This is a genomic window from Plantactinospora soyae, from assembly GCF_014874095.1.
In the GTDB taxonomy this organism is placed as follows: domain Bacteria; phylum Actinomycetota; class Actinomycetes; order Mycobacteriales; family Micromonosporaceae; genus Plantactinospora; species Plantactinospora soyae.
Genome location: NZ_JADBEB010000001.1, coordinates 4,057,508 through 4,082,463, shown reverse-complemented (window position 1 = coordinate 4,082,463; position 24,956 = coordinate 4,057,508). Strand labels below are relative to the sequence as shown.

Annotated in this window: 21 protein-coding genes and 1 tRNA gene; 9 read left to right on the top strand and 13 right to left on the bottom strand. The window is 70.8% G+C overall.

All coding sequences use genetic code 11. The annotated features are described in order from the left end of the window. Positions 1–197: 197 nt before the first annotated feature. The gene (locus H4W31_RS18225; RefSeq protein WP_192772827.1) at positions 198–1,970 is read right to left on the bottom strand and encodes a WD40 repeat domain-containing protein; all 1,773 of its coding nucleotides are present in this window, start codon (positions 1,968–1,970) and stop codon (positions 198–200) included. 81 nt (positions 1,971–2,051) lie between these two features. Beyond that, positions 2,052–3,518: a GTPase HflX gene (hflX, locus tag H4W31_RS18220; RefSeq protein WP_192767760.1), complete on the bottom strand. Its 1,467-nt coding sequence runs from the start codon at positions 3,516–3,518 to the stop codon at positions 2,052–2,054. A 425-nt stretch (positions 3,519–3,943) separates the two neighbouring features. On the opposite strand from hflX, the gene H4W31_RS18215 reads away from it, so the two are divergent. Then, the gene (locus H4W31_RS18215) at positions 3,944–5,425 is read left to right on the top strand and encodes an NAD-dependent malic enzyme (protein ID WP_192767759.1); all 1,482 of its coding nucleotides are present in this window, start codon (positions 3,944–3,946) and stop codon (positions 5,423–5,425) included. Between the two features lie 62 nt (positions 5,426–5,487). On the opposite strand, the gene dapF is transcribed toward H4W31_RS18215, so the two are convergent. The 3 genes from dapF to H4W31_RS18200 form a co-directional block, all read right to left on the bottom strand. Further along, positions 5,488–6,333: a diaminopimelate epimerase gene (gene dapF / locus H4W31_RS18210; RefSeq protein WP_192767758.1), complete on the bottom strand. Its 846-nt coding sequence runs from the start codon at positions 6,331–6,333 to the stop codon at positions 5,488–5,490. A gap of 92 nt (positions 6,334–6,425) precedes the next feature. Beyond that, entirely contained in the window at positions 6,426–7,388 is a 963-nt protein-coding gene (miaA, locus tag H4W31_RS18205) for a tRNA (adenosine(37)-N6)-dimethylallyltransferase MiaA (RefSeq protein WP_318783252.1), read from the bottom strand. Further along, the gene (locus tag H4W31_RS18200; RefSeq protein ID WP_192772194.1) at positions 7,385–8,089 is read right to left on the bottom strand and encodes a class III extradiol dioxygenase subunit B-like domain-containing protein; all 705 of its coding nucleotides are present in this window, start codon (positions 8,087–8,089) and stop codon (positions 7,385–7,387) included. The genes miaA and H4W31_RS18200 overlap by 4 nt, the downstream gene beginning before the upstream one ends. Before the next feature lie 248 nt (positions 8,090–8,337). Here H4W31_RS18200 and H4W31_RS18195 point away from each other — a divergent pair, with 248 nt between their 5' ends. Further along, positions 8,338–9,546 (top strand): DUF349 domain-containing protein, encoded by a 1,209-nt coding sequence (locus tag H4W31_RS18195; RefSeq protein WP_192767757.1) that lies wholly within the window; start codon positions 8,338–8,340, stop codon positions 9,544–9,546. A 335-nt stretch (positions 9,547–9,881) separates the two neighbouring features. Next, positions 9,882–11,258: a pectate lyase family protein gene (locus H4W31_RS18190; protein ID WP_192767756.1), complete on the top strand. Its 1,377-nt coding sequence runs from the start codon at positions 9,882–9,884 to the stop codon at positions 11,256–11,258. A gap of 62 nt (positions 11,259–11,320) precedes the next feature. Here the strand turns inward: H4W31_RS18190 and miaB are convergent, their stop codons facing one another. Then, positions 11,321–12,814, bottom strand: coding sequence for a tRNA (N6-isopentenyl adenosine(37)-C2)-methylthiotransferase MiaB (gene miaB / locus H4W31_RS18185; protein WP_192767755.1), 1,494 nt, complete (start codon positions 12,812–12,814; stop codon positions 11,321–11,323). Between the two features lie 81 nt (positions 12,815–12,895). On the opposite strand from miaB, the gene H4W31_RS18180 reads away from it, so the two are divergent. Then, on the top strand, positions 12,896–13,156 hold the full coding sequence (locus H4W31_RS18180) for a DUF2277 family protein (RefSeq protein ID WP_192767754.1): 261 nt from the start codon (positions 12,896–12,898) through the stop codon (positions 13,154–13,156). Here H4W31_RS18180 and H4W31_RS18175 read toward each other — a convergent pair. Continuing rightward, entirely contained in the window at positions 13,105–13,587 is a 483-nt protein-coding gene (locus H4W31_RS18175) for a hypothetical protein (RefSeq protein ID WP_192767753.1), read from the bottom strand. The two genes, H4W31_RS18180 and H4W31_RS18175, sit on opposite strands and share 52 nt — an antisense overlap. Positions 13,588–14,081: 494 nt before the next feature. Here H4W31_RS18175 and H4W31_RS18170 point away from each other — a divergent pair. The 5 genes from H4W31_RS18170 to H4W31_RS18150 all read left to right on the top strand — a co-directional run bounded on the left by H4W31_RS18170 (position 14,082) and on the right by H4W31_RS18150 (position 17,999). Continuing rightward, positions 14,082–14,177 (top strand) — tRNA-Sec (locus H4W31_RS18170). Positions 14,178–14,410: 233 nt separating this feature from the next. Further along, positions 14,411–15,190: an amino acid ABC transporter ATP-binding protein gene (locus tag H4W31_RS18165; RefSeq protein ID WP_192767752.1), complete on the top strand. Its 780-nt coding sequence runs from the start codon at positions 14,411–14,413 to the stop codon at positions 15,188–15,190. 61 nt (positions 15,191–15,251) lie between these two features. After that, complete coding sequence (locus H4W31_RS18160) at positions 15,252–16,142, top strand: glutamate ABC transporter substrate-binding protein (protein ID WP_192767751.1); 891 nt, start codon at positions 15,252–15,254, stop codon at positions 16,140–16,142. 65 nt (positions 16,143–16,207) lie between these two features. Continuing rightward, positions 16,208–16,918, top strand: a complete 711-nt coding sequence (locus H4W31_RS18155; RefSeq protein WP_192767750.1) for an amino acid ABC transporter permease — start codon at positions 16,208–16,210, stop codon at positions 16,916–16,918. An 82-nt stretch (positions 16,919–17,000) separates the two neighbouring features. Continuing rightward, a complete protein-coding gene (locus H4W31_RS18150) occupies positions 17,001–17,999 on the top strand; it encodes an amino acid ABC transporter permease (RefSeq protein WP_192767749.1) in 999 nt (332 codons plus the stop codon). A 172-nt stretch (positions 18,000–18,171) separates the two neighbouring features. Here H4W31_RS18150 and rny read toward each other — a convergent pair whose 3' ends face one another. The 6 genes from rny to H4W31_RS18120 form a co-directional block, all read right to left on the bottom strand. Further along, complete coding sequence (gene rny, locus H4W31_RS18145; RefSeq protein ID WP_225946774.1) at positions 18,172–19,881, bottom strand: ribonuclease Y; 1,710 nt, start codon at positions 19,879–19,881, stop codon at positions 18,172–18,174. Between the two features lie 717 nt (positions 19,882–20,598). Continuing rightward, positions 20,599–21,087 carry a tetratricopeptide repeat protein gene (locus tag H4W31_RS18140; RefSeq protein ID WP_192767747.1) on the bottom strand — a complete coding sequence of 163 codons (489 nt, stop codon included), beginning with the start codon at positions 21,085–21,087 and terminating at the stop codon, positions 20,599–20,601. A 78-nt stretch (positions 21,088–21,165) separates the two neighbouring features. Further along, on the bottom strand, positions 21,166–21,894 hold the full coding sequence (locus tag H4W31_RS18135) for a regulatory protein RecX (RefSeq protein WP_192767746.1): 729 nt from the start codon (positions 21,892–21,894) through the stop codon (positions 21,166–21,168). A 23-nt stretch (positions 21,895–21,917) separates the two neighbouring features. Continuing rightward, complete coding sequence (recA, locus tag H4W31_RS18130) at positions 21,918–22,964, bottom strand: recombinase RecA (protein WP_192772193.1); 1,047 nt, start codon at positions 22,962–22,964, stop codon at positions 21,918–21,920. Positions 22,965–23,187: 223 nt separating this feature from the next. Beyond that, a complete protein-coding gene (locus H4W31_RS18125) occupies positions 23,188–23,388 on the bottom strand; it encodes a DUF3046 domain-containing protein (RefSeq protein ID WP_192767745.1) in 201 nt (66 codons plus the stop codon). 57 nt (positions 23,389–23,445) lie between these two features. Next, positions 23,446–24,813 carry an MFS transporter gene (locus tag H4W31_RS18120; RefSeq protein WP_192767744.1) on the bottom strand — a complete coding sequence of 456 codons (1,368 nt, stop codon included), beginning with the start codon at positions 24,811–24,813 and terminating at the stop codon, positions 23,446–23,448. Positions 24,814–24,956: the final 143 nt, after the last annotated feature.

Below are 24,956 nucleotides of genomic sequence, written 5' to 3'. Positions count from 1 at the left end.
CATCACCGGAGGCCGGGGCGCTGGCGTCTTCATTGCCCAGCCGCGTACGGACCGGGTGGGACGGTTCGGCTCACCCGGGCACCCGGTCAGCAGCCGACAGCAACGGTGCCCGGTGGTCGCGACAACCGGCCAGCGGTGCTCGGAATCGCTGGGTCAGCGGCACTCGTAGGTGCCGAGCGGTGGTTGGTAGTCGCTGGTCAGCGGTAGTCGTAGTCGTCGGGATGCCCACCGGACCGTTGCCGGGGCTGACCGTACTGGCCGCCGCGCGGTCCGGGACCCTGGCCGTTCCGCGGCGGGCCACCACGCTGCCCACCCCGCTGCTGCTGCTCGTCCGGTCCGGGGCGGCCACCCCGGCCACCGCCGTGGCCACCGGACGGCTGACCGCCGTAGACGCCGCCACCGCCACCTCCACCGCCGCCGGCCCGGGGTCGCCCGGCCGGAATCGGACCAGGTCGCCCGCCCTGGGGCGGTCCACCGGCGGCCGGAGTTCCGCCGTACACGCCACCGCCACCACCGGAAGGACGTCCGGCGGGACGCCCGGAAGGACGACCGCCGCCGTAGACGCCGCCACCGCCAGCGCCAGCGCCACCGCCGGAGGGCTGACCGCCGTAGACCCCGCCGCCGCCGGCCGGCTTGCCGCCGTAGACGCCGCCACCGGCGGGCCTGCCCCGTCCGGCCGGCTCGTAGTCGTCGGCGGGTCGGTCGCTGCGGTAGCCGTCGCCGTACCCGCCAGACTGGGGTGGTCCCCAGTTCGACCCGTCACCGTCGTCGTACCCCGATCGGCGGGCGTCCTGGTCGTCGCCGGGCGCGGCTCCCCGGCCGGCCCGCGGATCGTTGTCGTCACCGTCCGGACCGGCGGCACCCAGCCCGTCCTCCCGGGGGCGACGTCGGGCCCGCACGATCCCGAAGATCCCGAGACCCACGAGTACGGCACCGATGACGCCGACCGCGGCGATGAGATAGGTGATGTCGTCCAGGGTCAGCGAGTCGGTCCACGACCCCCCGGCCTTCTTCGTTCCGCCCGCTTCCCCGTCAGCCGCTGCCGCCGCCACGACCTTCGCCGGGACGTAGCTCAGGATCGTCACGTCCGTCTCCTCGTCGATCGAGTCGACGTCGGAGACGGTCAGGAAGGTCTTGCCGTCGGGGGTGTACGCGATCGCCTCGCCGAACGGGTCCGCCAGCGCAGTCATCCGGGGCGTACCGCTGGTCAGCGTCTTGACGATGTCGTTGTCCTTGACGTCCCACTCGAACGCGTCCGCGTAGGTGCGCAGCGCGATCCGGGTACCGTCCGGCGAGCGGGCCGCTCCGGTGATGGTCAGCCGACCGGCCGGACCGAACCGGTTGGCGGTGGTCGACTTGGGCAGGGTGATCTCGCCGGCCTTGGCCAGCGCCACCCCTTCGGAGCTGCCCTTCTCCAGTGCCGCGGCCGGCCGGAAGATCTCCGCCTTGCCGGTCGTCTTGGTGATGATCAACGGCACGCCGTCGGCCCCGATCAACAGGGCCTCGGCGTCGTGACGCTTGTTTCCGGGGAAGGTCAGCCGGTGCAGTGCCGGCTTGGACGTGCCGGCGACCGGCATGCTCCAGAGCACGACGTTGGGTCGGCGCTCCGTGCCGTTGTCGCCGATGTCGGCGATCCAAACCGTTCTGCCGTCCGGGGAGATCGCGAGATCCTCCGGGTCGCGCGGGCTGCTGGCGTACTGGACCGCCTTTTTGATCTTGCATTTGCTGTCCAGCACGAAGACCCGCTCGCGGTCGGGATCCTCGCTGCCGTCGTTGACCGCCACGTAACCGCCCGAGGTGGCGACCAGGCCCGAGAGCTCGGTCATCCGCTCGTCGGCAATCGTGCAGACCTTCTTGCCGGCAGCGGCGGAGGCCGCGTCAGCTCCGAAGCCGAGGCTAAGCCCGACCAGGCCAAGGCTCGACCCGAGCACGCCGGAGGCAACCAGCACGGTAGAGAGGACTCGCCGCATCCGCCCAGTGTCGCATGCTGCCGCCGTTAACCGGGGAGGCGACGTGATCAACCTGATGTTATCGGGCACCGCTGGGACGGGTCATCCCGCTACCTCCTGGTACGGCGCCAACTCCGCGGCGAGCGCCTCGTCCACCCTTACGTGCAGTTTCGTCCCCTCCGGCAGGTGTGCCGTGCCGAGCACCTCGCCCTGCCGGTGCACCCGGGCGACAAGATCGCCCCGGTCGTACGGCAGGACCGCCCGCACCTCGACCGCCGGCCGGGGCAGCCGGGCCTCGATGGCCGCCCGCGCGTCGTCGATACCCCGGCCGGTACGGGCCGAAACGAAGATCGCCTCCGGCCACTCCCGCTTGAGCCGGAGCAGGGTCTCCTCGTCCGCCGCGTCGGCCTTGTTGACCACCAGCAACTCGGGCAGCTTGTCGGCGCCGACCTCGGCCAGCACCTCCCGAACCGCCCGCACCTGCTCCTCCGGGTCGGGGTGCGCGCCATCCACCACGTGCAGCACGAGGTCGGCGTCGGCCACCTCCTCCAGCGTGGAGCGGAACGCCTCGATGATCTGGTGCGGCAGGTGCCGGACGAACCCGACGGTGTCGGAGAGGGTGTAGACCCGACCGTCGGCGGCGTACGCCCGGCGGGTCGTCGGGTCCAGGGTGGCGAAGAGCGAGTCCTCCACCAGCACACCCGCGTTGGTGAGCCGGTTGAGCAGGCTGGACTTGCCCGCGTTGGTGTAGCCGGCGATGGCCACGCCCGGTACGCCGCTGCGGGTCCGACGGGCCCGCTTGGTGTACCGCGCGGTCCGCATGTTCTTGATCTCGCGACGCAGCCGGGAGATCCGGATCCGGATCCGACGCCGGTCGGTCTCCAGCTTGGTCTCACCCGGGCCACGCAGCCCGACGCCGCCGCCCGCGCCGCCGCCCCGGCCGCTACCGCCGGCCTGCCGGGACAGGCTCTCACCCCAACCCCGCAGCCGGGGCAGCAGGTATTCGAGCTGGGCCAGCTCGACCTGGGCCTTGCCCTCCTTGCTCTTCGCGTGCTGGGCGAAGATGTCCAGGATCAGAGCCGTCCGGTCGACGACCTTGACCTTGGTGCGCTGCTCCAGGTTGCGTAGCTGGGAAGGGGACAGCTCACCGTCGCAGATCACCGTGTCGGCGCCGGAGGAGAGGACCATGGAACCGAGGTCGTCGACCTTGCCGCGACCGATGTAGGTGGCCGGGTCGGGCCGGCTACGACGCTGGATCAGCCCTTCGAGCACCTGCGAGCCGGCCGTCTCGGCCAGCGCCGCGAGCTCGGTCAGGGAGTTCTCCGCGTCGGTCACGCTGCCGTCCGTCCAGACGCCGACCAGAACCACACGTTCCAGCCGGAGCTGCCGGTACTCGACCTCGGTGACGTCCGCCAGCTCGGTCGACAGCCCCGCGACCCGGCGGAGCGCCTGCCGGTCCTCCAGTTCCATCTCGCCGCTGGTGACATCGCCACTGGTGACATCGCCGCCGATGACGATGGCGTCGAGGTCCTCATCCGCCAGCCGAACGAAGCTTTCCTGGTCTCGCAAGCGTTTCTCCTGATCTCCGTCGTTGTCGCGCGATCCTCGCCGCCGGTACGGGCATCCGCCCGGAACACCGTGGGCATCTGTATGCAACGCCCTGCGGCCACCGAGGATTCCGGGCACACGATGGCACCGGAGAGGGCCTGGTTACCCTTTGCGCCCATTGGTGCCACTGTGTGCTGTGGTGACAATCAATCGTGACACGCCCGTCCCCCCGACGCACCCGCTATATCCCGCCCGCGTACCCCGGCGGTCCGGCGGGCGGAGTACGCCCCAGCTCAGGGCTGGCGTCAGCGGCACTTCCCGGTCGGCCTAGGGTGGTCCGGGTCGCCCGGTGGCGGCCTACGCCGGCCCGGGCGATGGCTGACCCGGGCCACGGGTCAGAATGCTGACGGCGGCAGCGAGGCCGCAGGACGACGACGGAGGACCACGTGGCGATCACGCGACTGCCGAGTGCCGGATTCTCGATCACCATCCGGATCAGCGTGACGGCGGACGCCTCGGCCATCGGCCGACTCACCACCTGCGTCGGCGAGGCCGGCGCCATCGTCACCGCGCTCGACGTGGTCGACTCCGATCCCACCACGGTGATCGTCGACCTGACCTGTGACACCGCGGACGCGACCCACGCGGACCAGGTCGTGGAGGCGTTGACCGCGCTGGACGGGGTGGACGTCCGGAAGGTGTCCGACCGGACCTTCCTGCTCCACCTCGGCGGCAAGATCGAGGTGTCCCCGAAGGTGTCCCTGCGGAACCGGGACGAGCTGTCCCGCGCGTACACCCCCGGGGTGGCCCGGGTCTGTCTCGCGATCGCGGAGAACCCGGCCGACGCGCGGCGACTGACCATCAAGCGGAACACGGTGGCGGTGGTCACCGACGGCTCAGCGGTACTGGGCCTGGGCAACATCGGCCCGGCGGCGGCGCTTCCGGTGATGGAGGGCAAGGCCGCGCTCTTCAAGCGCTTTGGCGGGGTGGACGCCTGGCCGGTGGTGCTGGACACCCAGGACCCGGACGAGATCGTCGCCATCGTCCGGGCGATCGCCCCCGGGTACGGCGGGATCAACCTGGAGGACATCGCCGCGCCGCGCTGCTTCGAGATCGAGAACCGGCTGCGCGAACTGCTGGACATTCCGGTCTTCCACGACGACCAGCACGGCACCGCGATCGTGGTCCTGGCCGCGCTCACCAACGCGCTGCGCGTCGTGGGCAAGAAGCTCGCGGACGTCCGGGTGGTCGTCTCCGGGGCGGGCGCCGCCGGTACGGCGATCATGAAACTGCTGCTCCGTCAGGGCGTCGGCGACATCATCGCGTACGACCGCCAGGGCGCCCTGCACCGTGGGCTGCCCGATCTCAACCCCGCCTGGCAGTGGCTGGCCGAGAACACCAACGCGGAGGGCTTCTCCGGCGACCTGCCGGCGGCGCTGCGCGGCGCGGACGTCTTCATCGGGGTGAGCGCCCCCAACCTGCTCAGCGGTGACGACATCGCCGCCATGGCGCCGGACTCGATCGTCTTCGCGCTGGCCAACCCGGATCCGGAGGTGGACCCGCGCGAGGCGCGCAAGCACGCTGCCGTGGTCGCCACCGGTCGGTCGGACCAGCCGAACCAGATCAACAACGTGCTCGCCTTCCCCGGTGTCTTCCGGGGCATGCTCGACGCGCACGCCGAGGAGTTCACCGAGGAGATGGCGATCGCCGCCGCCCGGGCCATCGCGGACGCGGTCGGCGCCGAGAAGCTGAACCCGACGGTGATCGTGCCGAGCGTCTTCGACCCCCGGGTGGCCCCGGCGGTCGCGGCCGCGGTCCGGGCCGCCGCACACGCCCCGACTCCCCCGCCGGCCGCCGACCCGGGCCCGGCCGACCTGCCGGAGATCGCCGCCGAGGCCGCCGCACCGGCCAGCCCACTGTCGAGCTGAGGTGTAAGGAAGGGCCCCTTCTTATCGTTTTCTGTATAAGAAGGGGCCCTTCCTAACGCTTGTCAGGCGGTCAGTGCCGCCAGGTCGATCTCGCCGTGCGCGACCAGGACGGCGGGGCCGGCGAGCCAGCAACTCTGCTCGTCCAGCGTCAGCGTCAGCCGGCCGCCGGGAACGTCGACAGCCACCACCCCGGCGGTCCGGCCGGCGTCGCGCAGCGCCACCGCCGCCACCGCACAGGCCCCGGAGCCGCAGGACAGCGTCTCCGCCGAACCACGTTCGTAGACCCGCATCAGCACATGCAGGTCGGCGCCGGCCACCGGTGGCGCGGAGGACACGAACTCGACGTTGACGCCGTCGGGGAAGAGCGCCGAATCGAACCCCGGTGACCGGGCGAGGTCCAGGCCCGCCAGGTCGATGCTGGCCGGCAGTACGCAGACCAGGTGCGGGTTGCCGCAGTCCACCGCCGTACCGGCCAGGGTGAGCCCGCCGAGCGTCGCCACGCCGCCGCCCCCGATCCGGGGCGCCCCCAGGTCGACGCCGATCTCCGCGCTCCCCACCTCGGCCCGGACCACTCCGGACCGGGTGACGATCGGCAGGGTGCCGCCGACCGGAGCCGCCAGCCCGGTGGAGATGAGATACCGGGTGAAGACCCGGGTGCCGTTGCCACACATCTCGGCGAGCGAGCCGTCCGCGTTCCAGTAGTCCATGAACCACTCGGCCGCACCGGCGTACGCGACCGCCTCGGGATGCTTCGCCGCCCGGACCACCCGCAGTACGCCGTCGGCGCCGATCCCGCGCCGTCGGTCGCAGAGCGCGGCGACGATCGACGGGGTCAGGTCGAGTTGACCGTCGGGGTCGGGCAGGAGCACGAAGTCGTTGCCGGTGCCGTGGCCTTTGCTGAACTGCACCCGTCCATCATCCCCGAACCACGGCCGGCTCCCCCGGCCGCCCTCCAGCCGCGCCGGGCCCGCCTGGTTCGTCCGTTCCCGGACCCGGATCCTCAGTCCGTACGGTTCAGCGCCGCGAGTGCCGTACCGAGAAGATCGTCCCGATCCGCGTCCAACCAGTTGATCCGGGCGTCCCGCCGGAACCAGGACCGCTGCCGGCGCACGAACCGGCGGGTCGCCCCGATCGTGTCGGCCCGCGCCTCGGGCTCCGACAACTCGCCGTCGAGCAGCCGCAGCACCTGCTGGTAGCCGAGCGCCCGACTGGCCGTACGACCGGTGGGAAGCCCCTGGCCGACCAGGGACCGGGTCTCCGCGACGAGTCCGGCGGCCCACATCCGGTCCACCCGTACCGCGATCCGCTCGTCCAACGTGGTGGTCGCCAGGTCGACGCCGAGCTGGACGGCGTCGTACCAGGGGGTGGGCCGGGGCAGCGACGCGGTGAACGGCGCCCCGGTCAGCTCGATCACCTCGAGGGCCCGGACGATCCGCCGCCCGTTGCTGGGCAGGATGTTCGCCGCCGCCGTCGGGTCGGCGCCCCGCAACCGGGCGTACAGCGGGGCCGTACCCACCTCGGCCAGTTCCCCTTCCAGCCGCGCCCGTACGTCGGGATCGGTGCCGGGGAACGCGAACTCGTCGAGTACGGCCCGTACGTAGAGCCCGGAACCGCCGACCAGCAGCGGTACCCGGCCCCGGGCCAGGATGTCGTCCACCGCCGCCCGGGCCAGCGCCTGGTACGCCGCCACGCTCGCCGGCTCGGTCACCGGCCAGATGTCCAGCAGGTGGTGCGGCACCCCGGCCCGCTCCGCCAGGGTCAGTTTGGCGGTGCCGATGTCCATGCCCCGGTAGAGCTGCATCGAGTCCGCGTTGACCACCTCGCCGCCGAGGGCCTGCGCCAACTCGATGCTCAGCCCCGACTTGCCGGCGGCGGTGGGACCGACGATCGCGACCACCCTGCCCCGGGCGGGGGTGGCGTCCCCACTCCGCCCCGGAGCGGGTCCGTCGCTCCGGCCGGTCACGCGGGCACCCGGTCCGACCCGACCGGCATCCAGTTCGCGACGAAGTAGCTGACCCCGTACGGCGCCGCGTAGTACGAGAGGTCGCCCTGCCAGGACAGTCCGGTCCGGTCCACCGCACCGGCCAGCGCCTGCCACGGCGTCCGGCCGGCGACCCGCAACCGCGCCGACAACTCCGGATCCAGCCCGAGCAGGGCCGCACCGTCGGCTTTGCCGAGGGCCGCGGCGACCGCGTCGTCGTACGGTTCGGCGTCCGGATCGTCGTACCCCGGTGACCTCTCGCCCCGGCAGGCCGAGCCGTCGCCCATCACCAGCAGCGCGACCCGGTCGTCCGGTCCCTCGACGAGGTCGCCGCCGATCCGCCGGCATTCGTCCACCGAGGCGTCCGGCGCGATGCTCTGCCCGCCGCGTCGTCCTGGCGCACCGGCCCGGTGCAGCAGCCAGGCGCCGACCAGCAGGCTGAGCGGAAGGTCCGGTCGGCCGGCCGGGTCGCCGGCCGGACCCAGTGCCACCGTGCGGTCCAGCCCGTACGGCCGCAGGCTGCCATGGTCGGCCTCGCCGTACCGGACGGTCCGGGCCCCCGGGCCCAGGACGAGTACGGTGTCCGGCTCCGTCGCCAGCAGCCGGCCGATCGCCTCGGCACACGCGGTACGGAGATCATCCAGTTCATCGGCCGCCGCACCGGCGACCTCGGGGACGATCATCGGGGGATTCGGGCAGATGGCTGCGGCGACCAGTGGCACGCGTCCACCGTAGCGGGCAGCGGACTGTACACCCGCAAGCCAGGCGATCCGCGTGCGCTCTAGGACACCGTATGGTCACGGTCGACGATAGGCGCTCGACGCGGACGGGGTTGGACCTGTGACAATGCCGGGAGAAACTTCGCTGCGCCGTGGCGGCGACCGCCGGGGACCCCCAACCCCGGTAGCGCCGGGAGAACGAGGATGGGCTCATGAGTGACTGGACTGCCTTTGGACGGGTGGATGCGGACGGCAACGTCTACGTCAAGACGGCCGAGGGCGAGCGCGTGGTCGGTTCCTGGCAGGCCGGAGCACCGGAAGAGGGCCTGGCTCACTTCGCCCGCCGTTTCGCCGATCTGGTCACCGAGGTCGATCTGACCGAGGCCCGGCTCAACTCCGGGGCCGCCGATCCGTCCGGCTCGCTCGCGACCATTCGCCGGTTGCGCGCCTCGCTGGCCGAGGCGCATGTGGTCGGTGACCTCGACGCGCTCGCGACCCGGCTGGAGCGGTTGACCACGCTGGCGGAGGGCAAGGCGGGCGAGGCGCGGGCCGCCCGGGAGACCGCCCGGGCCGAGGCGGTGACCCGGAAGACCTCGCTGGTCGAGGAGGCGGAGAAGTTGGCCGCCGAGTCGACCGGTTGGAAGACCGCTGGCGACCGGCTCAAGGAGATCCTCGACGAGTGGAAGACCATTCGCGGCGTCGACAAGAAGACCGACGGCGAGCTGTGGAAGCGGTTCGCCGCCGCCCGGGACGGCTTCACCCGTCGCCGGGGCGCGCACTTCGCCACCCTGGACGCCCAGCGCAAGCAGGCCCAGGGCGCCAAGGAGGAGCTGGTCGTCGAGGCCGAGTCGCTGGCCGACTCGACGGACTGGGCGGCGACCGCCAACCGGCTCCGGGAGCTGATGACACAGTGGAAGGCCGCGCCGCGTGCCTCGAAGGAGGCCGAGGAGCGGCTCTGGGAGCGGTTCCGTGGCGCCCAGGACGCCTTCTTCTCCCGGCGCAGCGAGGTCTTCTCGGCCCGGGACGCGGAGCAGCGCGGCAACCTGGACCGCAAGCAGGCCCTGATCACCGAGGCCGAGGCGCTGGACGTCGAGGGTGACCCGCGTGGCGCGCAGGCGAAGCTCCGGGAGATCCAGGGCCAGTGGCACGAGGCCGGCCGGGTGCCTCGCGAGGCGGCCGCCAGCCTGGACCGGCGGCTGCGCGCGGTGGACGACAAGGTCCGCCAGGCCATGGACTCGGCGTGGCGCCGGACCGAGCCGTCGGCCAACCCGCTGCTCACCCAGATGCGTGACCAGGTCGCCGAGGCCGAGCAGCGACTTGAGCGGGCCAAGACCGCCGGTGACGCCAAGCGGATCCGCGAGGCGGAGCAGGCCCTGACCGCCAAGCGGCGGTTCCTGGAGCTCGCCGAGCAGGCGAGCTGAGCGACGGTCGTCCCGCCCCGGTTCAGCCCGCCGGCGACCCGGCCGTGACCGTCCACTGCTGACGGGTACGGCCGGAACCGGGCTGACGGCCGGAACCGGACTGACGGTGGGCTGACGGTCGGGACCGGGCGACCACCAGCCGTTTACAAGCATTGAGAACCGTGATTTCATTTCTGGAAAGCGCTTGCCTGTGGGCAGACAGCAAGCGCGGGAGCCATCGTCTCGAACACGGCTTGGATCCGCGGCGCGGAGCAGCCGGTCACCGGAACCGCTGGGCACGGTCCCGGACCCGATCGGCCGAACGTGCGTCGCATCCGGACGACAAGGAGAGCACGATGCTCGTACGACGGCGCCGGACGGCGCTGATCCTCACCACTGCCGCCACCACTGCCGCGCTCGCCGGAGCCGGGGTCGTCACCGCGGTCTCCGCGCACGCCGCGGTCGGCTGTTCGGTCAGCTACTCGGTCGCCTCGCAGTGGCAGGGCGGATTCGGTGCCAACGTCACCATCACCAACCTCGGCGATCCACTGAACGGCTGGACCCTGCGCTGGTCGTACTCGGCCGGGCAGCAGGTGACCCAGGCCTGGAACTCAACCGTGTCGCAGAGCGGCAGCCAGGTCACGGCCACCAATGTCGGCTACAACGGCAACGTCGGCACGAACGGCACCGCCTCGTTCGGGTTCAACGGCACCTGGACCTCCAGCAACCCGGCGCCCACCAGCTTCAGCGTGAACGACGTGACCTGTACCGGCGGTACCGCGCCCACCACGCCGGGCCCGAATCCGACCACGCCCCGGCCGACCACACCCGGCCCCACCACTCCCCCGCCGACCGGCCCGACGGTCCCGCCGCAGACCGGCCTCGTCGGCTGGGCCACCCAGAACGGCGGCACCTCCGGTGGCGGTAGCGCGGCCTCGACGACCGTGACCAGCGCCTCGGCGCTGACCACCGCGGTCGGCTCCAGCAGCGCGGCGGTGATCCGGGTCTCCGGCACCATCTCCTGCTCCGGCATGCTCCGGGTCCGGTCCAACAAGACCATCCTCGGCGTCGGCTCGAACGCCACCATCTCCGGCTGCGGTCTCAACATCAACGGCGACCGCAACGTCATCATCCGCAACATCAACTTCCGGGGCTGGGACGACGACGCGATCAACGTCCAGGAGTCGGCGACCAACATCTGGATCGACCACAACAGCTTCACCGACGGCTACGACGGCGCGGTGGACGTCAAGCGGGCCTCCGACTTCGTGACCATCTCCTGGAACCGGGTGTACGGCCACGACAAGTCGATGCTGCTCGGGCACAGCGACGACAACGCCAGCCAGGACAACGGCCACCTGCGGGTCAGCTACCACCACAACTGGTTCGACGGGTCGGGCCAGCGGCACCCCCGGGTCCGGTTCGGCAACCCGGTGCACGTCTACAACAACTACTACAACAACGTCAGCGGCTACGGCGTCGCCTCGACCGAGAACGCCGGTGTGCTCGTCGAGGGCAACTACTTCGAGAACACCGACGACCCGTACCACCTCGGTGAGGGCGACTCGGGGCCGGGCAGCCTGGTGGCCCGGAACAACCACTTCGTGAACTCCGGCAGTGGGCAGACCGGCGGCAGCGTCGCCGGTATTCCGTACTCGTACCAGCTCGACACCGCCAGCAACGTGAAGTCCATCGTGACCGGCGGCGCCGGCACCGGCCGCATCGGCCTCTAGCAGGGTTAGGAAGGGCCCCTTCTTCTACAGAAAACGATAAGAAGGGGCCCTTCCTTACATCCTCAGCGGTCGCAGGCCGCCGCCGGCTCGGGCAGCGCGGGTGGGACGCCGACCGTCGGCAGGCCCAGCGACACCCCACCGGTACGGGGTGCCCGGCCGGCCTCGGCGGCGTCCCCGGCCCGGGTACGGCGGTGGGCGAGCGGCTCGCCGTCGGCGTTGAGATGGTGCGGTGCCGCGTAGTCGATGGTCGTGTGCACGATGTCGCCCGGCCGGATCTGTCCGGCGTAGGAGCCGGCGGCGAAGTGCACCAGCCGGCCGTCCCGGGCCCGGCCGGAGAGGCGTCCGGTGCGCTCGTCCTTGCGGCCCTCGCCGACCGCGACCAGTACCTCGACCGGGGTGCCGACGAGCTTCCGGTTCTCCGCCCAGGTGATCTCCTCGACCGCCGCGAGCAGTCGCTCGTACCGCTCCTGCACCACCTGCTTGGGCAGCTGGTCGGGCATGGAGGCGGCCGGGGTGCCGGGGCGCTTGGAGTACTGGAAGGTGAACGCCGAGGCGAACCGGGCCTCCCGGACCACGTCCAGGGTGCGGACGAAGTCGGCCTCGGTCTCGCCCGGGAAGCCGACGATGATGTCCGTGGTGATCGCCGCGTCCGGCATCGCCGCCCGGACCTTGGAGATGATCCCCAGGTAGCGGTCGGACCGGTACGACCGGCGCATCGCCCGCAGCACGTCGTCCGAGCCGGACTGCAACGGCATGTGCAGCGAGTGGCAGACGTTCGGCGTCTCGGCCATCGCGGCGATCACGTCGTCGGTGAAGTCCTTGGGATGCGGGCTGGTGAAGCGGACCCGTTCCAGCCCGTCGATCTCGCCGGTGGCCCGGAGCAGCTTGCCGAAGGCGAGCCGGTCACCGAACTCCACCCCGTACGAGTTCACGTTCTGGCCGAGCAGGGTGACCTCGAGCACACCCTCGGCGACCAGTGCCCGTACCTCGGCCAGGATGTCGCCGGGTCGCCGGTCCTTCTCCTTGCCGCGCAGCGCCGGAACGATGCAGAACGTGCAGGTGTTGTTGCAGCCCACCGAGATCGACACCCAGCCGGCGTAGGTCGACTCGCGCCGGGTCGGCAGGGTGGACGGGAAGACCTCCAGCGACTCCAGGATCTCCACCTCGGCGGCCGCGTTGTGCCGGGCCCGGTCCAGCAGCACCGGCAGCGAGCCGATGTTGTGGGTGCCGAAGACCACGTCGACCCAGGGTGCCCGGCGGACGATCTCTCCCCGGTCCTTCTGGGCCAGGCAGCCACCGACCGCGATCTGCATCCCGGGGTGCTTGTCCTTCACCGGGCGCAGATGACCGAGATTGCCGTAGAGCCGGTTGTCCGCGTTCTCGCGTACGGCGCAGGTGTTGAAGACCACGACGTCCGGATCGTCGGACCCGGCCGCCCGGACGTAGCCGGCCTGCTCCAGCAGTCCGGAGATCCGCTCGGAGTCGTGCACGTTCATCTGGCAGCCATAGGTGCGCACCTGATAGGTACGCGGGCTGCCGAGGGCTGCGGTAGTCATGACAGTGACAGAGTATCCGTAGCGGTCGGGCGGCCCGGTCCCGTGGGACGGCCATCCGGCACCCGGAGAAGGAGGAACGCCATGTGTCGGAGTATCAAGACGCTTCGCCAGCCGTACGCCGAGATCGTCACCGAGGCGGACATCGAGGCCGCCGCGCTGCAGTACGTCCGGAAGATCTCCGGTTTCCGTGCCCCGGCGGCGCACAACGCCCCGGCGTTCGAAGCGGCGGTGGCCGCGGTGACCGACGCGACCCGGACCCTGCTCGACCAGCTCGTGGTCCGGGGCAGCGGTCAGGCGGCGGCGAGCGCCGGAATGATCGAATCCGGGACCCAGCGCGACTGATGGCACGGCGACCAGCCCCGGCAGCGGGGACTGAGCACCGTACAGAGCCGTTGGTTGGAGAGGATCTCCCCGTCCTCGGTGTCCCGCACGTCGAGGTGCACCGGGCGCATCGTGCCGTTCGCCGAGACCAGCAGGTGCCGTCCGGCGTCGAGGGTGTCGTCGGCCAGCAGGCAGCCCCGGCCCAGCCGGCGGGCGAACGCCGCGATGGCGGTCACCTCCGGTAGCCCGGCCGGCACCCCGTAGCAGTCGACGGAGGTGGGATAGTCGCCCGGCCGGTGCCAGACGTCGACGAGCAGGGCGCCGTGCGGCAGCCGGGCCGGATCGACCCCGCCGAGCGGCAGCACCGGTACGTCGAGCGCGCCGGCGACCGCGAGGCGGATCTCCCTGGCGGCGACGCGCCCCTCGGTCCTCCAGTTCCACAGCTCGATCATTGCCGCCTCCTCGCTGCGCTCCGTCGTGGTCGAATGCCTGGGTTCGGCCGGAGGTTCCGGTCGGGGCCGCCGCCCGGTCCTCGGGTGGTACGGCCTCACCCACGATGGTGCCGGGCACATCGGGTCGAGCGCGGCTAAGTTACCGGTCTGTGACCATATCCGCCGAAATAGACGACCCTTGACTACCTATTGTAGTCGGAGGGTGCCCCTCTACCGGCGCAGCGCGCCCGACACGCTCACCGAGCGTGGCCCGAACGGGCCGGTGGGGTCAGGCACCGGACAGTTCCGACACCGCCCCGGTCCGACCTGGAGCAGTTACCACCGCCCGGCTCCCCACCCCGCTCCTCGGCCGCACCCGGCGGGAGAGCCGGTCGAGAGGTGCCGGCGGGTCACCGAGGACGAGGGGGGGGCGACCGGTGGGAGCCGGGCGCCCCGGCCGATCTTCCGGATGGGGCACGCCCTACCATCAGGGACGGAACATCGCTGCTGGCCAGGGAGGCGGGCAGGTGCCTGGTGGTCCTCACGGTCTTCAAAACCGATGCGACCGAGTAGCTCGGTTGGGCGGGTTCGATTCCCGTACGCCTCCGCCATCCCGTACGGCCGAGAGCATCCCGGCGCGGTGCCGATGCCCCCTTCCGACGTCGGGCATCCGATCGATGGTTACTGAGGGTCGCCGACCTTAACGGACAGTGCCGATCTTTGCTGCCGCTGTTATCGCCCCGTGATGAACTCGATTGCGTTCCAGCACGTCAGGTCCCCTAGAGTTGCGTCACCGATTCAGCGGAATCCGGTGCGACAGATCGTGGATAAGACAGGTGGGGGAATGACCGAGCGGAGCGAGGCGGGCGAAGTGAGTGGTACGACCGACCAACCGCTCATCAGGCTGGACGGGGTCAACAAGTGGTTCGGCCCGCTGCACGTGTTGCAGGACGTCGACCTCTCGGTTGCCCGTGGCGAGGTCGTCGTGGTGATCGGTCCGTCCGGCTCCGGCAAGTCGACGCTCTGCCGGGCGATCAACCGGTTGGAACCGATCAACTCCGGGACGATCATCTTCGACGACCAGCCGTTGCCGGCCGAGGGCAAGGCCCTGGCCCGGCTGCGCAGCGAGGTCGGCATGGTCTTCCAGTCGTTCAACCTCTTCGCCCACAAGACGATCCTCGAGAACGTCACCCTCGGCCCGATCAAGGTCCGCAAGGAGAAGGCCGCTTCCGCCCGCGAGCGGGCGATGAAGCTGCTGGAGCGGGTCGGTATCGCGAACCAGGCCGACAAGTATCCGGCCCAGCTCTCCGGCGGCCAGCAGCAGCGGGCGGCGATCGCCCGTGCCCTGGCCATGCAGCCCAAGGCCATGCTCTTCGACGAACCCACCAGCGCGCTCGACCCGGAGATGGTCGGCGAGGTGCTGGACGTGATGACCTCACTTGCCCGTGACGGCATGACGATGGTCGTGGTGACCCACGAGATGGGTTTCGCCCGGCACGCCGCCAACCGGGTCATCTTCATGGCCGACGGCCAGCTTGTCGAGGACGCCGCACCGGACGAGTTCTTCGCCAACCCCCGTAGTGAGCGAGCCAAGGACTTCCTGTCCAAGATCCTGACCCACTAGTTACATCCACAGTGGAGCGGACACGCCCCCGGGTCTGGGCCGCTCCGTCGAAGGAGGAAAAATGCGCATCACGCGAGTGGCGGCGGTGGCCGCGGTCGCGGCTCTGGCCCTCACCGTAGCCGCCTGCGGCGGCGACGGCGGAGACGGCGACGACACCGGCAGCGGCAGCAAGACCTTCGAGGCCGGCAGCACGATGGAGCGGCTCAACAAGGCACAGAAGATCATCGTCGGCACAAAGTTCGACCAGCCGGGCTTCGGCCTGAAGGGTCTGGACAACAAGCCCGCCGGCTTCGACGTCGAGATCGGGAAGATCATCGCCGACGAGCTGGGCATCGCCGCGGACAAGGTCGAATACATCGAGGCGCCGTCGGCGGTCCGGGAAGAGGTCCTGGAGCAGGGCAAGGCCGACATCGTGGTGGCGACCTACACCATCAACGACAAGCGCAAGGAGCGGATCGACTTCGCCGGTCCGTACTACATCGCCGGGCAGCACATCATGGTCCGCTCCGACGACAGCTCGATCACCGGGCCGGACTCGTTCAAGGCGGGCGACAAGAAGGTCTGCTCCGTCCAGGGCTCGACCCCGGGCGACAACATCAAGAAGTACCTGGCCAACCCGGCCAGCCCCGGCGCCCAGCTCGTGCTCTTCGACGGCTACCAGAAGTGCGTGGACGCGCTGACCAACAAGCAGGTCGACGCGGTCACCACGGACAACGTCATCCTGCTCGGCTACGTGGCCAAGAGCGAGGGCAAGTTCAAGCTCACCGGTGAGAAGTTCACCGAGGAGCCGTACGGGATCGGGGTCAAGAAGGGCGACACCGCGTTCCGCGAGTTCGTCAACGCCACCCTGGAGAAGATCTACACCGACGGCCGGTACGCCAAGGCGTGGCAGGACACCGCCGGCAAGTTCGACTCGACCGTCCCGCAGGGTCCCGCCGTCAACCGGTACTGACGGGTGACGGCACCGAGAAACTGATCAGGTAGGAGCTGGAAGGTGACCATGAGAGAGGCGTACCCGTGAGTGTGCTCGTCGACCACCTCGACGTCTTCGTTGGCGGGTTCTGGCTCACCTTCCAGCTCTGCATCCTTTCCGCGATCGGGGCGCTGGTGGTGGGCACCCTGGTCGCGGTCATGCGGATCTCGCCGATCCCGCCGCTGCGCTGGATCGGTACGGCGTACGTGACGGTGTTCCGGAACAGTCCGCTGACCATCGTGATGTTCTTCGCCGCGTTCGGGTTGCCTGCGCTCGGCTCCAACGCCGACTTCCTCCGCGTCCCGGGGCTGTCCAGCGTCTTCTCCCGACTCAGCATCGACCTGCCGTACTTCCGGTTCGCCGTGATCGCGCTGGCCCTCTACACCGCCGCGTTCGTCTGCGAGGCGATCCGCAGCGGAATCAACGCGGTGTCGCCGGGCCAGGCCGAGGCGGCCCGCGCCATCGGGCTGACCTTCGGGCAGAACCTCCGGTACGTCGTGCTGCCGCAGGCCTGGAAATCCGCGATCGTACCGCTCGGCTCGGTGATCATCGCGATGATCAAGAACTCGGCGCTCGCCGGCTTCTTCGGGGTCGTCGGCGATCTCTCCAACTCGGGGATCAACCTCACCAGCGCGCTCGGCGAGCCGATCATCCCGGTCTTCATCGGGGTCTCGATCGGCTACCTCGTGATGACCGTGCCGCTGGGCATGCTGCTCGACCGAGTCGAGCGGCGCCGGGCGGTGGCGGCCCGGTGAACACACTGGACAGCCGTGCAGAGACCGGTACGGGTGCGAACAACAAGGCGGCGGACGTGAACGAGCGCGGCGAGGTGGCGGCATGAGCCAGCAGCAGACGGTGCTCTACGACGCCCCCGGGCCACGGGCCCGCCGGATGACCCTGATCGTGAGCCTGCTCGCCCTCGTCGGCATCGCCGGCCTCGGTTACCTCTTCGTCTACCGGCCGCTCGACGACAACGGCCAGTTCACGATGGAGAAGTGGGGTCCGCTGGTCGACCCCAACAACGAGGTGTTCCCGCTGGTGTGGGCGCGGCTGCGGGACGGCTTCATCGCCACCCTGACCGCGGCCGGGCTGGCGATCGTCAGCTCGCTCGTCTTCGGTACGGCGCTCGCCGTACTCCGGATCCAGCTCAAGACCCTCAAACAGCGACGGTACGTCGGGTTCCCCACGCCGGCCGCCGTGACGCTGCGCGGGCTCGGCTGGGTCCTCAACCTGATCACCCGGTTCTGCGTGGAGATCTTCCGCGGCCTGCCGGTCGTGATCACCATCTTCTTCGTCGCCAGTGCCCTGCCCGACCTGGGCGTCGACCTCGGCGACATCCTCTGGTACCTGGTCATCGGTCTGACCATCTACAACGGCGTGGTCATCGGTGAGATTCTCCGCTCCGGCATGGAGGGCCTGCCCGGCGGACAGCGGGAGGCGGCCAGCGCGGTGGGCCTCACCTCGTTCCAGACCACCCGGATGATCCTGCTGCCGCAGGCGTTCCGGATCATGCTGCCGGCCCTGATCGGCCAGCTCGTGGTGGTACTCAAGGACACCTCGCTCGGCTTCATCATCAGCTACGAGGAAGTACTCCGGGTCAGCCGCTTCATCATCGACAACCTGGAGAACCCGATCCAGGTGTACGCGGTGGTCGGCGCCATCTACATCCTGGTCAACTACCTGCTCTCCAAGCTCGCCGAATACGCGCAGCGCCGGATGGCCCGGGGCCGCAAGACCCGCGGCCTGCCCACCCAGGCCGCCCCGCCGTCGGTGATGCCGCAGACCGGGCAGCCCGGAGCCGGCGTGAGCGTGGGCGCGGGAGCCGACGGCACCTGATCGGTCCTCCGCCACCGTGCGGGATCCGCGTTCCACCGATGACGACAGGACGCCGGCCACGACCCGAGGGTCGTGGCCGGCGTTTCCGTCTGTAGCGCGGATCCGTGACGCCGAAGCGGAGGGCCGGCTCGTCGCCGGCGAACCCCGTCGCCGACGAGCGGGTTCGGTCGGGTCAGCGGGCGATCTCGGTGACCCGGGACTCGCGTACCACGGTGACCCGGATCTGACCCGGATAGGTCAGCTCCTCCTCGATCTGCTTGGCCACGTCCCTGGCCAGCACCGCCGCGCCGATCTCGTCGACGTCGTCCGGCTTGACCATCACCCGGATCTCCCGACCGGCCTGCATCGCGAAGACCTTCTCCACGCCCGACTTGCCGGCGGCGATCTCCTCGATCCGCTCCAGCCGCTTGACGTACGCCTCCAGGCTCTCCCGCCGCGCGCCCGGCCGGCCGCCGGAGCAGGCGTCCGACGCCTGGGTCAGCACGGCCTCGATGGTCTGCGGCTGCACCTCGTTGTGATGCGCTTCGATAGCGTGCACGACCTCCTCGGCCTCGCCGTACTTGCGGGCCAGGTCGGCGCCGATCAGGGCGTGGCTGCCCTCCACCTCGTGCGTGAGCGCCTTGCCGATGTCGTGCAGGAACGCGCACCGCTTGATCGTGGGTGCGTCGAGCCGCAGCTCGGACGCCATGATCCCGGCGATGTGCGCGGTCTCCACCAGGTGCTTGAGCACGTTCTGCCCGTACGACGTCCGGTAGCGCAACCGCCCCAGCAGGCTGACCATCTCCGGATGGATCTCGGTGATGCCCACCTCGACCAGGGCGTCCTCGGCGGCCCGTTGGCAGAGCCGCTCCACCTCGTGCTTGGCGGTCTCGAAGACCTCCTCGATCCGGTGCGGATGGATCCGGCCGTCGAGCACCAGTTTCTCCAGCGTCAACCGGCCGATCTCCCGGCGTACCGGGTCGAAGCAGGACAGCAGCACCGCTTCCGGGGTGTCGTCGATGATCAGGTTGACTCCGGTGACCGACTCGAAGGCCCGGATGTTACGCCCCTCGCGGCCGATGATCCGGCCCTTCATCTCGTCGCCGGGCAGGTGCAGCACGCTGACGACGCTCTCCGCGGTCTGCTCGCTGGCGATCCGCTGGATGGCGTCGACCACGATGTGCCGGGCCCGCTGGTCGGCGGTGTTCCGGGCGTCGGCTTCGATGTCCCGGACCAGGATCGCGGCCTCCCGCTTGGCCTGGCCCTCGATCGCGTCGACCAGTTCGACCCGGGCCGCGTCGCCGGTCAGGCCGGCGATCCGCTCCAGTTCCCGCTTCTGCTGCTCCTCCGCCTCGACCAGGGCCGCCTCCCGGGCGACCAGCCCGGCCTCCCGGGCCACCAGTTCGGCCGCTGTCGAGGTCAGCCTGCGCTCCCGTTCGGCGAGCCGCTCGACCTCCTCGGTGTGCAGTCGCTCCCGCTCGTCCATCCGCTGGGCTCGCCGTTCGACCTCGGCGGCCTGCTCCCGGGTGGTGGAGGCGAGCAGGGAGATCTCCCGCTCGCCGCTGCGCCGGGCCGCCGCGCGTACCTGCTCGGCGTCGGTCTCGGCCTGCCGGTGCGCCCGGTCCAGCACCGTGTCCGCCTCGGCGCGGGCCGTGTCCAGCACCCGCTGCGCCTCGGCGCGGGCGGCGCTCGCCTCGGCCTTCGCGGCGGCGGCGTCCGCCCGGGCCGACGCGGCGGCGGACTTGGCGGTGTCGACGCTCGACGACGCCTCGTCGGCGGCGGTCCGCAACGCCGCCAGCGACTGCTCCTGCCGGTCCTTCTCGGCGACGAACGCGGGGTCGTCCACGGCCGGCGTCGCGGCGACCGTACCGATCCGGCGCAGCGCGCGGGCGCCGAGCGCCATCGCGACGAGCACCAGCGCCGCCAACCCGACGATCGCGGCCAGCAGTGCCCATTCGAGGGTGCTCACGTCGTCACCCCGGTGCGTTCGGCGCCGCCGTGAGCCGCGGTACCGGACACACTGGTCCGCCCGATGCGCTCACTCACGCCGTCACCTCGACGTGACTGGCTCCGCTACTGTCCCTGGCCCGCTCGGTCATGGCCGCCTCCCCTTTGCCGTCCGGCGCCGGAGGGGCTGCGCCTGTGGGTGAGGCGCGCGCCCTACGGCTGTCACGACGCCCGACCGAGGCGGCTGGCCGAGGATACGGCCGTCCGGCAGTGCCCCCCGGGGACACCGCTGACGACCGGGTGTGGTGCTGCGGTCACCGAGCCGGCCCGCCCGGTAACCGCTTATCTGGCCGATGAACTGGCCGAAGTGATGCCGTACTGTTACGCGTTCTATGTTGTGCGCTTAGCCTGCGATGGTCGGGAAAACTCGTCTAAGGCGAGGCTAGGTCGCGATGGGGCATTCGGTCAAGAAACTCATGATCCGACGCGGTACCTGACGCAGGGCAGCGGCACGCTCACGCGGCGCTGATATCGGGCCGGGCATAAGGGGGCGAGTCCGGAATCCGACTCGGTCCCGAGTGGCCGACGACCGGCGCCGAAACGGCCGGCGGAAGCGCTCCCAGCAGGCGTCCCACCGCACAGCCGCCCCCGGTCGCGAGGACTACGGCTACGGCTACGGCTCGACGAGCAGTCCGGCGTAGTGGACCACCGAGCGTTGGTAGCGAGGTAGGTGCGGGGCCAACGTGGCGAGTACGAGCGAAGTCGCCTCCCGCTCCCGCCCGACGTCCGTGAGGGCGAGCGCCAGAAAGGCCCGCACCGCGTCGTCCAGGTGGTCGGAGCCGGCGTCCAGCTCGGCGGTGAGCAGCGCCACGCTCTGTTCCGGCTGGCCGAGGTTCCGCAGCGAGCTGGCCATCTGGATCACCGCACAGCGCCGTCGCTCGCCGGTCAGCCCCTGGTCGAGCGCCTCCCGGTACAGCGGTACGGCGAGATCGGGCCGGTCGGTCGCATCGAACGAGGACGCCCGCTCGAAGGTACCGATGGCACTCCCCTCGGGCAGTTCCGCGACGAGTTCCTCGATCAGGGACCGGAACTCCGGCTCGCTCCGCTGGTCGAACGACGCCCAGGCATCGGATAACCGCCGTTCCCACTCCTCTTGATCCACTACGCGATCCTAACCGTCAGCCACGGCTGCTGATCAGCGGCATTCTCCCGGCGGCCCGGCCCACCCGGACCGCTCCGCTCAGAGCCCGTCCCGATCGAATTCCGTCTCGGTGTCGGCCAGCGCGTCGGGGTCGACGTACTCGGCGAACTCGGCCGCCTCGGCGTCCCGCTCGGCGAGCGCGTCCTTGACCGCCCGGATCGCCACCCCGGCGGGATAGCCCTTGCGGGCGAGCATGCCGACCAACCTGCGGAACACCGCGTCCGGGCTACCGGTGGCGGTACGCAGCTTCCGGTCGACCAGCAGGCGGGCGGTCTCGGCCTCGGCCGTCTCGTCCAACTCGTCGAGCGCCTCGGTCGCGGTCTCGGCGTCCACCCCCCGTTGGCGCAGCTCGTTGGCGAGCGCCCGGCGGGCCAGGCCCCGGCCCTGATGACGACTGGTCACCCAGGCACGGGCGAAGGCGGCGTCGTCGATCAAGCCGACCTCGTCGTAGCGGTCCAGCACCTCTGCGGCCGTCTCCGCCGAGATGCCCTTGCGGGTCAGCGCGGTCGCCAGCTCGGCCCGGGTGCGGGGTCGAGCGGAAAGCTGACGCAGGCAGATCTCCCGCGCCAGCTCCGCCTCGTTGCGCGGCTTCGCCGGCTCGGACCCCTCGCCGACCGGGCGACCCGCTACGTCGGACCCCGGGCCGTTCGGACCGCCCGAACCTCCGGAGCCGCCCCGACGGGTACGCCCCGTGCCACTTCCGCCCGTACGGGCCGACGGGGCAGCGTCCCAGCCCCGGCCCGTACGGGCACCACGTCGTCCAGCCACGTCTGTATGGACTCAGTCGACCGTCAGAAGTCCACCGGCGGCAGCTCGGGTCCGCCGGCCGCGTCGGGTGCACCCACCCCGACACCGAGCTTCTCGAGGATCTTCTTCTCGACCTCGGCCGCCACGTCGGGGTTCTCCCGCAGGAACTCGCGGGCCTTCTCCTTGCCCTGGCCGAGCTGGTCGCCGTCGTAGGTGTACCAGGCGCCGGACTTGCGGATGATCGACTGCTCCACCCCGACGTCGATCAGCGAGCCCTCTCGGGAGATGCCCTTGCCGTACATGATGTCGAACTCGGCCTGCTTGAAGGGAGCGGCGACCTTGTTCTTCACCACCTTGACCCGGGTCCGGTTACCGACCACGTCGGTGCCGTCCTTGAGGCTCTCGATGCGTCGCACGTCGAGCCGGACCGAGGCGTAGAACTTCAACGCCCGACCACCGGTGGTGGTCTCCGGGCTGCCGAACATGACGCCGATCTTCTCGCGGAGCTGGTTGATGAAGATCGCCGTGGTGTTGGTGTTGCTGAGCACACCGGTGATCTTCCGCAGCGCCTGGCTCATCAACCGGGCCTGGAGGCCCACGTGACTGTCGCCCATCTCGCCCTCGATCTCGGCGCGCGGCACCAGCGCCGCGACCGAGTCGATCACGATGATGTCCATCGCGCCGGATCGGATCAGCATGTCGGTGATCTCCAGCGCCTGCTCACCGGTGTCCGGCTGGGAGACCAGCAGCGCGTCGGTGTCCACGCCCAGCGCCTTCGCGTAATCCGGGTCGAGGGCGTGCTCCGCGTCGATGAACGCGGCGATCCCCCCGGCCCGCTGGGCGTTGGCCACCGCGTGCAGCGCCACGGTCGTCTTACCGCTGCTCTCCGGTCCATACACCTCGACGACCCGGCCGCGCGGCAGACCGCCGACGCCGAGTGCCACATCGAGCGCGATGGAACCGGTTGGGATCACGGCAGTCTGGATGACCGGCCGCTCCCCCAGCCGCATCACCGAGCCCTTGCCGAATTGCTTGTCGATCTGAGCGAGAGCAAGGTCGAGTGCCTTCTCCCGGTCAGGACCTGCCGCCATCGTCGCCACCCCTGCCTTCGCCGGCATCTTCGCTGAGCTTTTCGTCACGCGGACACGCTAGGCGCTCGGTCCGACAGAAAACAGCCGGCTGGCCGCGACCTGTGGACGGGCGCCCTGCTGTGGACAATAGCCGAACATGTGTACGACTCAACGCACGACACGCCAAACTACCGTAAGTGCCTCGTTGATCACGCTTCGGAGTTGATCGGTAGGACTCTACCGCTCAGCGCAGCCGGGCGGGAACCCGGTCCGGGTACGCGGCGCAGACCGCCCGCCACACCACGACCGTCTCCTCACCAGCCTCGAGGGCCTGCCGGATGGTCCGGCCACCCAACTGCGGCAACACCTGGTCGGCGGCGAGGCTGCCGGCGTACGCCGGACCGAACGTCTGCTCCAGGCGTGTCCAGAAATCCGTCAGCCGCACCGAGACACTTTCCTTCCCATCCCATCGACGAGCCGGGTCCACCCGATCGGGCGCGCCTCACGCTCCGGCGCGCTCCTGCGGCGGCGCCGTCCGCAACGCTAGCGCCACCAGCGGAACGACGGCGACCGCGGCCAGCAGGTTGAGCACGGCATAGCCGGCCACCTGGATGACAAACCCGCTCAGTGCCCCGGCGAGCGCGCCGGCCAACCCCATGGTCAGGTCGGAGAGCCCCTGGACGGCGGGTCGGACGTCGGCCGACACCGACTCGGAGAGCAGGGTGGAGCCGGCCACCATGGTCCCGGACCAGCCCAGGCCGAGCAGGGCCAGTCCGACCGACACCTGTGCGGTGTTGTGCCCGGCGGTCCCGGCGACCGCGCAGGCGGCCAGCAGCGTACCGATGCCGCCCAGGATCACGGCCCGCCGCCCGAACCGGTCGGTCAGCCAGCCGACCAGCGGGGAGAACGCGAACATGCCGGCGATGTGCAGGCTCAGCACGATGCCGACCACCCGCAGCACGTCGGCGTCGGAGTGCCACTCGCCGAGGTGTACGGGGGTCATCACCATCACTCCGACCATCACCAGATGGCCCATTGCGACGGCGGAGATGCCGAGCCGGGCGGCGGGGACCTCGCGTACCACCCGGAACGCCGCCCGCAGGCCGTCCCGCCGGCCCGGGCGGACCCCGCCGGCCGCCGCAGCGACCGGCGGAGCCGGCACCGCGTCGACCTCCTCCGCCTCCTTGGCCTCCTCTGCCTCCTCGGCGGCGAGCCGGCGCGCGGTGAGCAGCGGATCGGGGCGGAGCAGGACCAGGAGTACGCCGGCCGCCAGCAGGAAGGCGAGCACGCTGAACACGAACGGGCCGGCCAGCAGGGGCAACCCGAGCCAGCCCAGCGCGTCGTCGGCCGGCGCGGCCAGGTTGGGCGCGGTCACCGCACCGATCGTGGTGGCCCAGACGACGATCGACAGATGCCGGCCCCGCCGTGCCGGCTCGGCCAGGTCGACGGCGGCGTACCGGGCCTGCAGGTTGGCCGCGGTGCCGCCGCCGAAGAGCAGCATGCCGAGAAAGAGCAGCGGGACCCAGCCGGTCACCGCCGCGACGACGATCAGGGCTCCGCCCACCGCACCCGCCAGGTACGCCGCGACCAGCCCGGGTCGCCGGCCAACGGACCGCATGATCTGGGTCACCGGTACGGCGAGCAGCGCCCCGCCGACCACCGAGGCGCTCTGCGCGAGGCCGGAGATCGCGGTACCGCCGATCCGGGCGGCGAGCAGCACGCCCACCGACATCCCGATGGTCATGCCGATCCCGCCGATGACCTGGGTGAGGCTGAGCAGCCACAGCGTGCGCCGCTGAATCCCGGGGACATCCGTCCGCTCCGCCGCGATCGCCCGGCTTGCCGTTCCGGTCGTCAACTCCGTCGCCATGCCGCTCCCCGTCCGCCCTGCTGGTTAGGAAGGGTCCCTTCCTATCGTTTTCTGTATAGGAAGGGACCCTTCCTATACACGCGTGCACGGATGGAAACACGGGGTACGGGCGATATCAACCCGGATTCGCCGAGGGCCTATCC

Coding starts and splice junctions, on each gene's coding strand:
- H4W31_RS18165 (WP_192767752.1), top strand. CDS start 14,411: ATGACCGAGCGGAGCGAGGCGGGCGAAGTGAGTGGTACGACCGACCAA.
- H4W31_RS18200 (WP_192772194.1), bottom strand. CDS start 8,089: ATGATCGTCCCCGAGGTCGCCGGTGCGGCGGCCGATGAACTGGATGAT.
- recA (WP_192772193.1), bottom strand. CDS start 22,964: ATGGCGGCAGGTCCTGACCGGGAGAAGGCACTCGACCTTGCTCTCGCT.
- H4W31_RS18120 (WP_192767744.1), bottom strand. CDS start 24,813: ATGGCGACGGAGTTGACGACCGGAACGGCAAGCCGGGCGATCGCGGCG.
- H4W31_RS18180 (WP_192767754.1), top strand. CDS start 12,896: ATGTGTCGGAGTATCAAGACGCTTCGCCAGCCGTACGCCGAGATCGTC.
- H4W31_RS18175 (WP_192767753.1), bottom strand. CDS start 13,587: ATGATCGAGCTGTGGAACTGGAGGACCGAGGGGCGCGTCGCCGCCAGG.
- H4W31_RS18150 (WP_192767749.1), top strand. CDS start 17,001: ATGAGCCAGCAGCAGACGGTGCTCTACGACGCCCCCGGGCCACGGGCC.
- H4W31_RS18225 (WP_192772827.1), bottom strand. CDS start 1,970: ATGCGGCGAGTCCTCTCTACCGTGCTGGTTGCCTCCGGCGTGCTCGGG.
- H4W31_RS18195 (WP_192767757.1), top strand. CDS start 8,338: ATGAGTGACTGGACTGCCTTTGGACGGGTGGATGCGGACGGCAACGTC.
- H4W31_RS18190 (WP_192767756.1), top strand. CDS start 9,882: ATGCTCGTACGACGGCGCCGGACGGCGCTGATCCTCACCACTGCCGCC.
- H4W31_RS18160 (WP_192767751.1), top strand. CDS start 15,252: ATGCGCATCACGCGAGTGGCGGCGGTGGCCGCGGTCGCGGCTCTGGCC.
- miaB (WP_192767755.1), bottom strand. CDS start 12,814: ATGACTACCGCAGCCCTCGGCAGCCCGCGTACCTATCAGGTGCGCACC.
- rny (WP_225946774.1), bottom strand. CDS start 19,881: ATGGCGCTCGGCGCCCGCGCGCTGCGCCGGATCGGTACGGTCGCCGCG.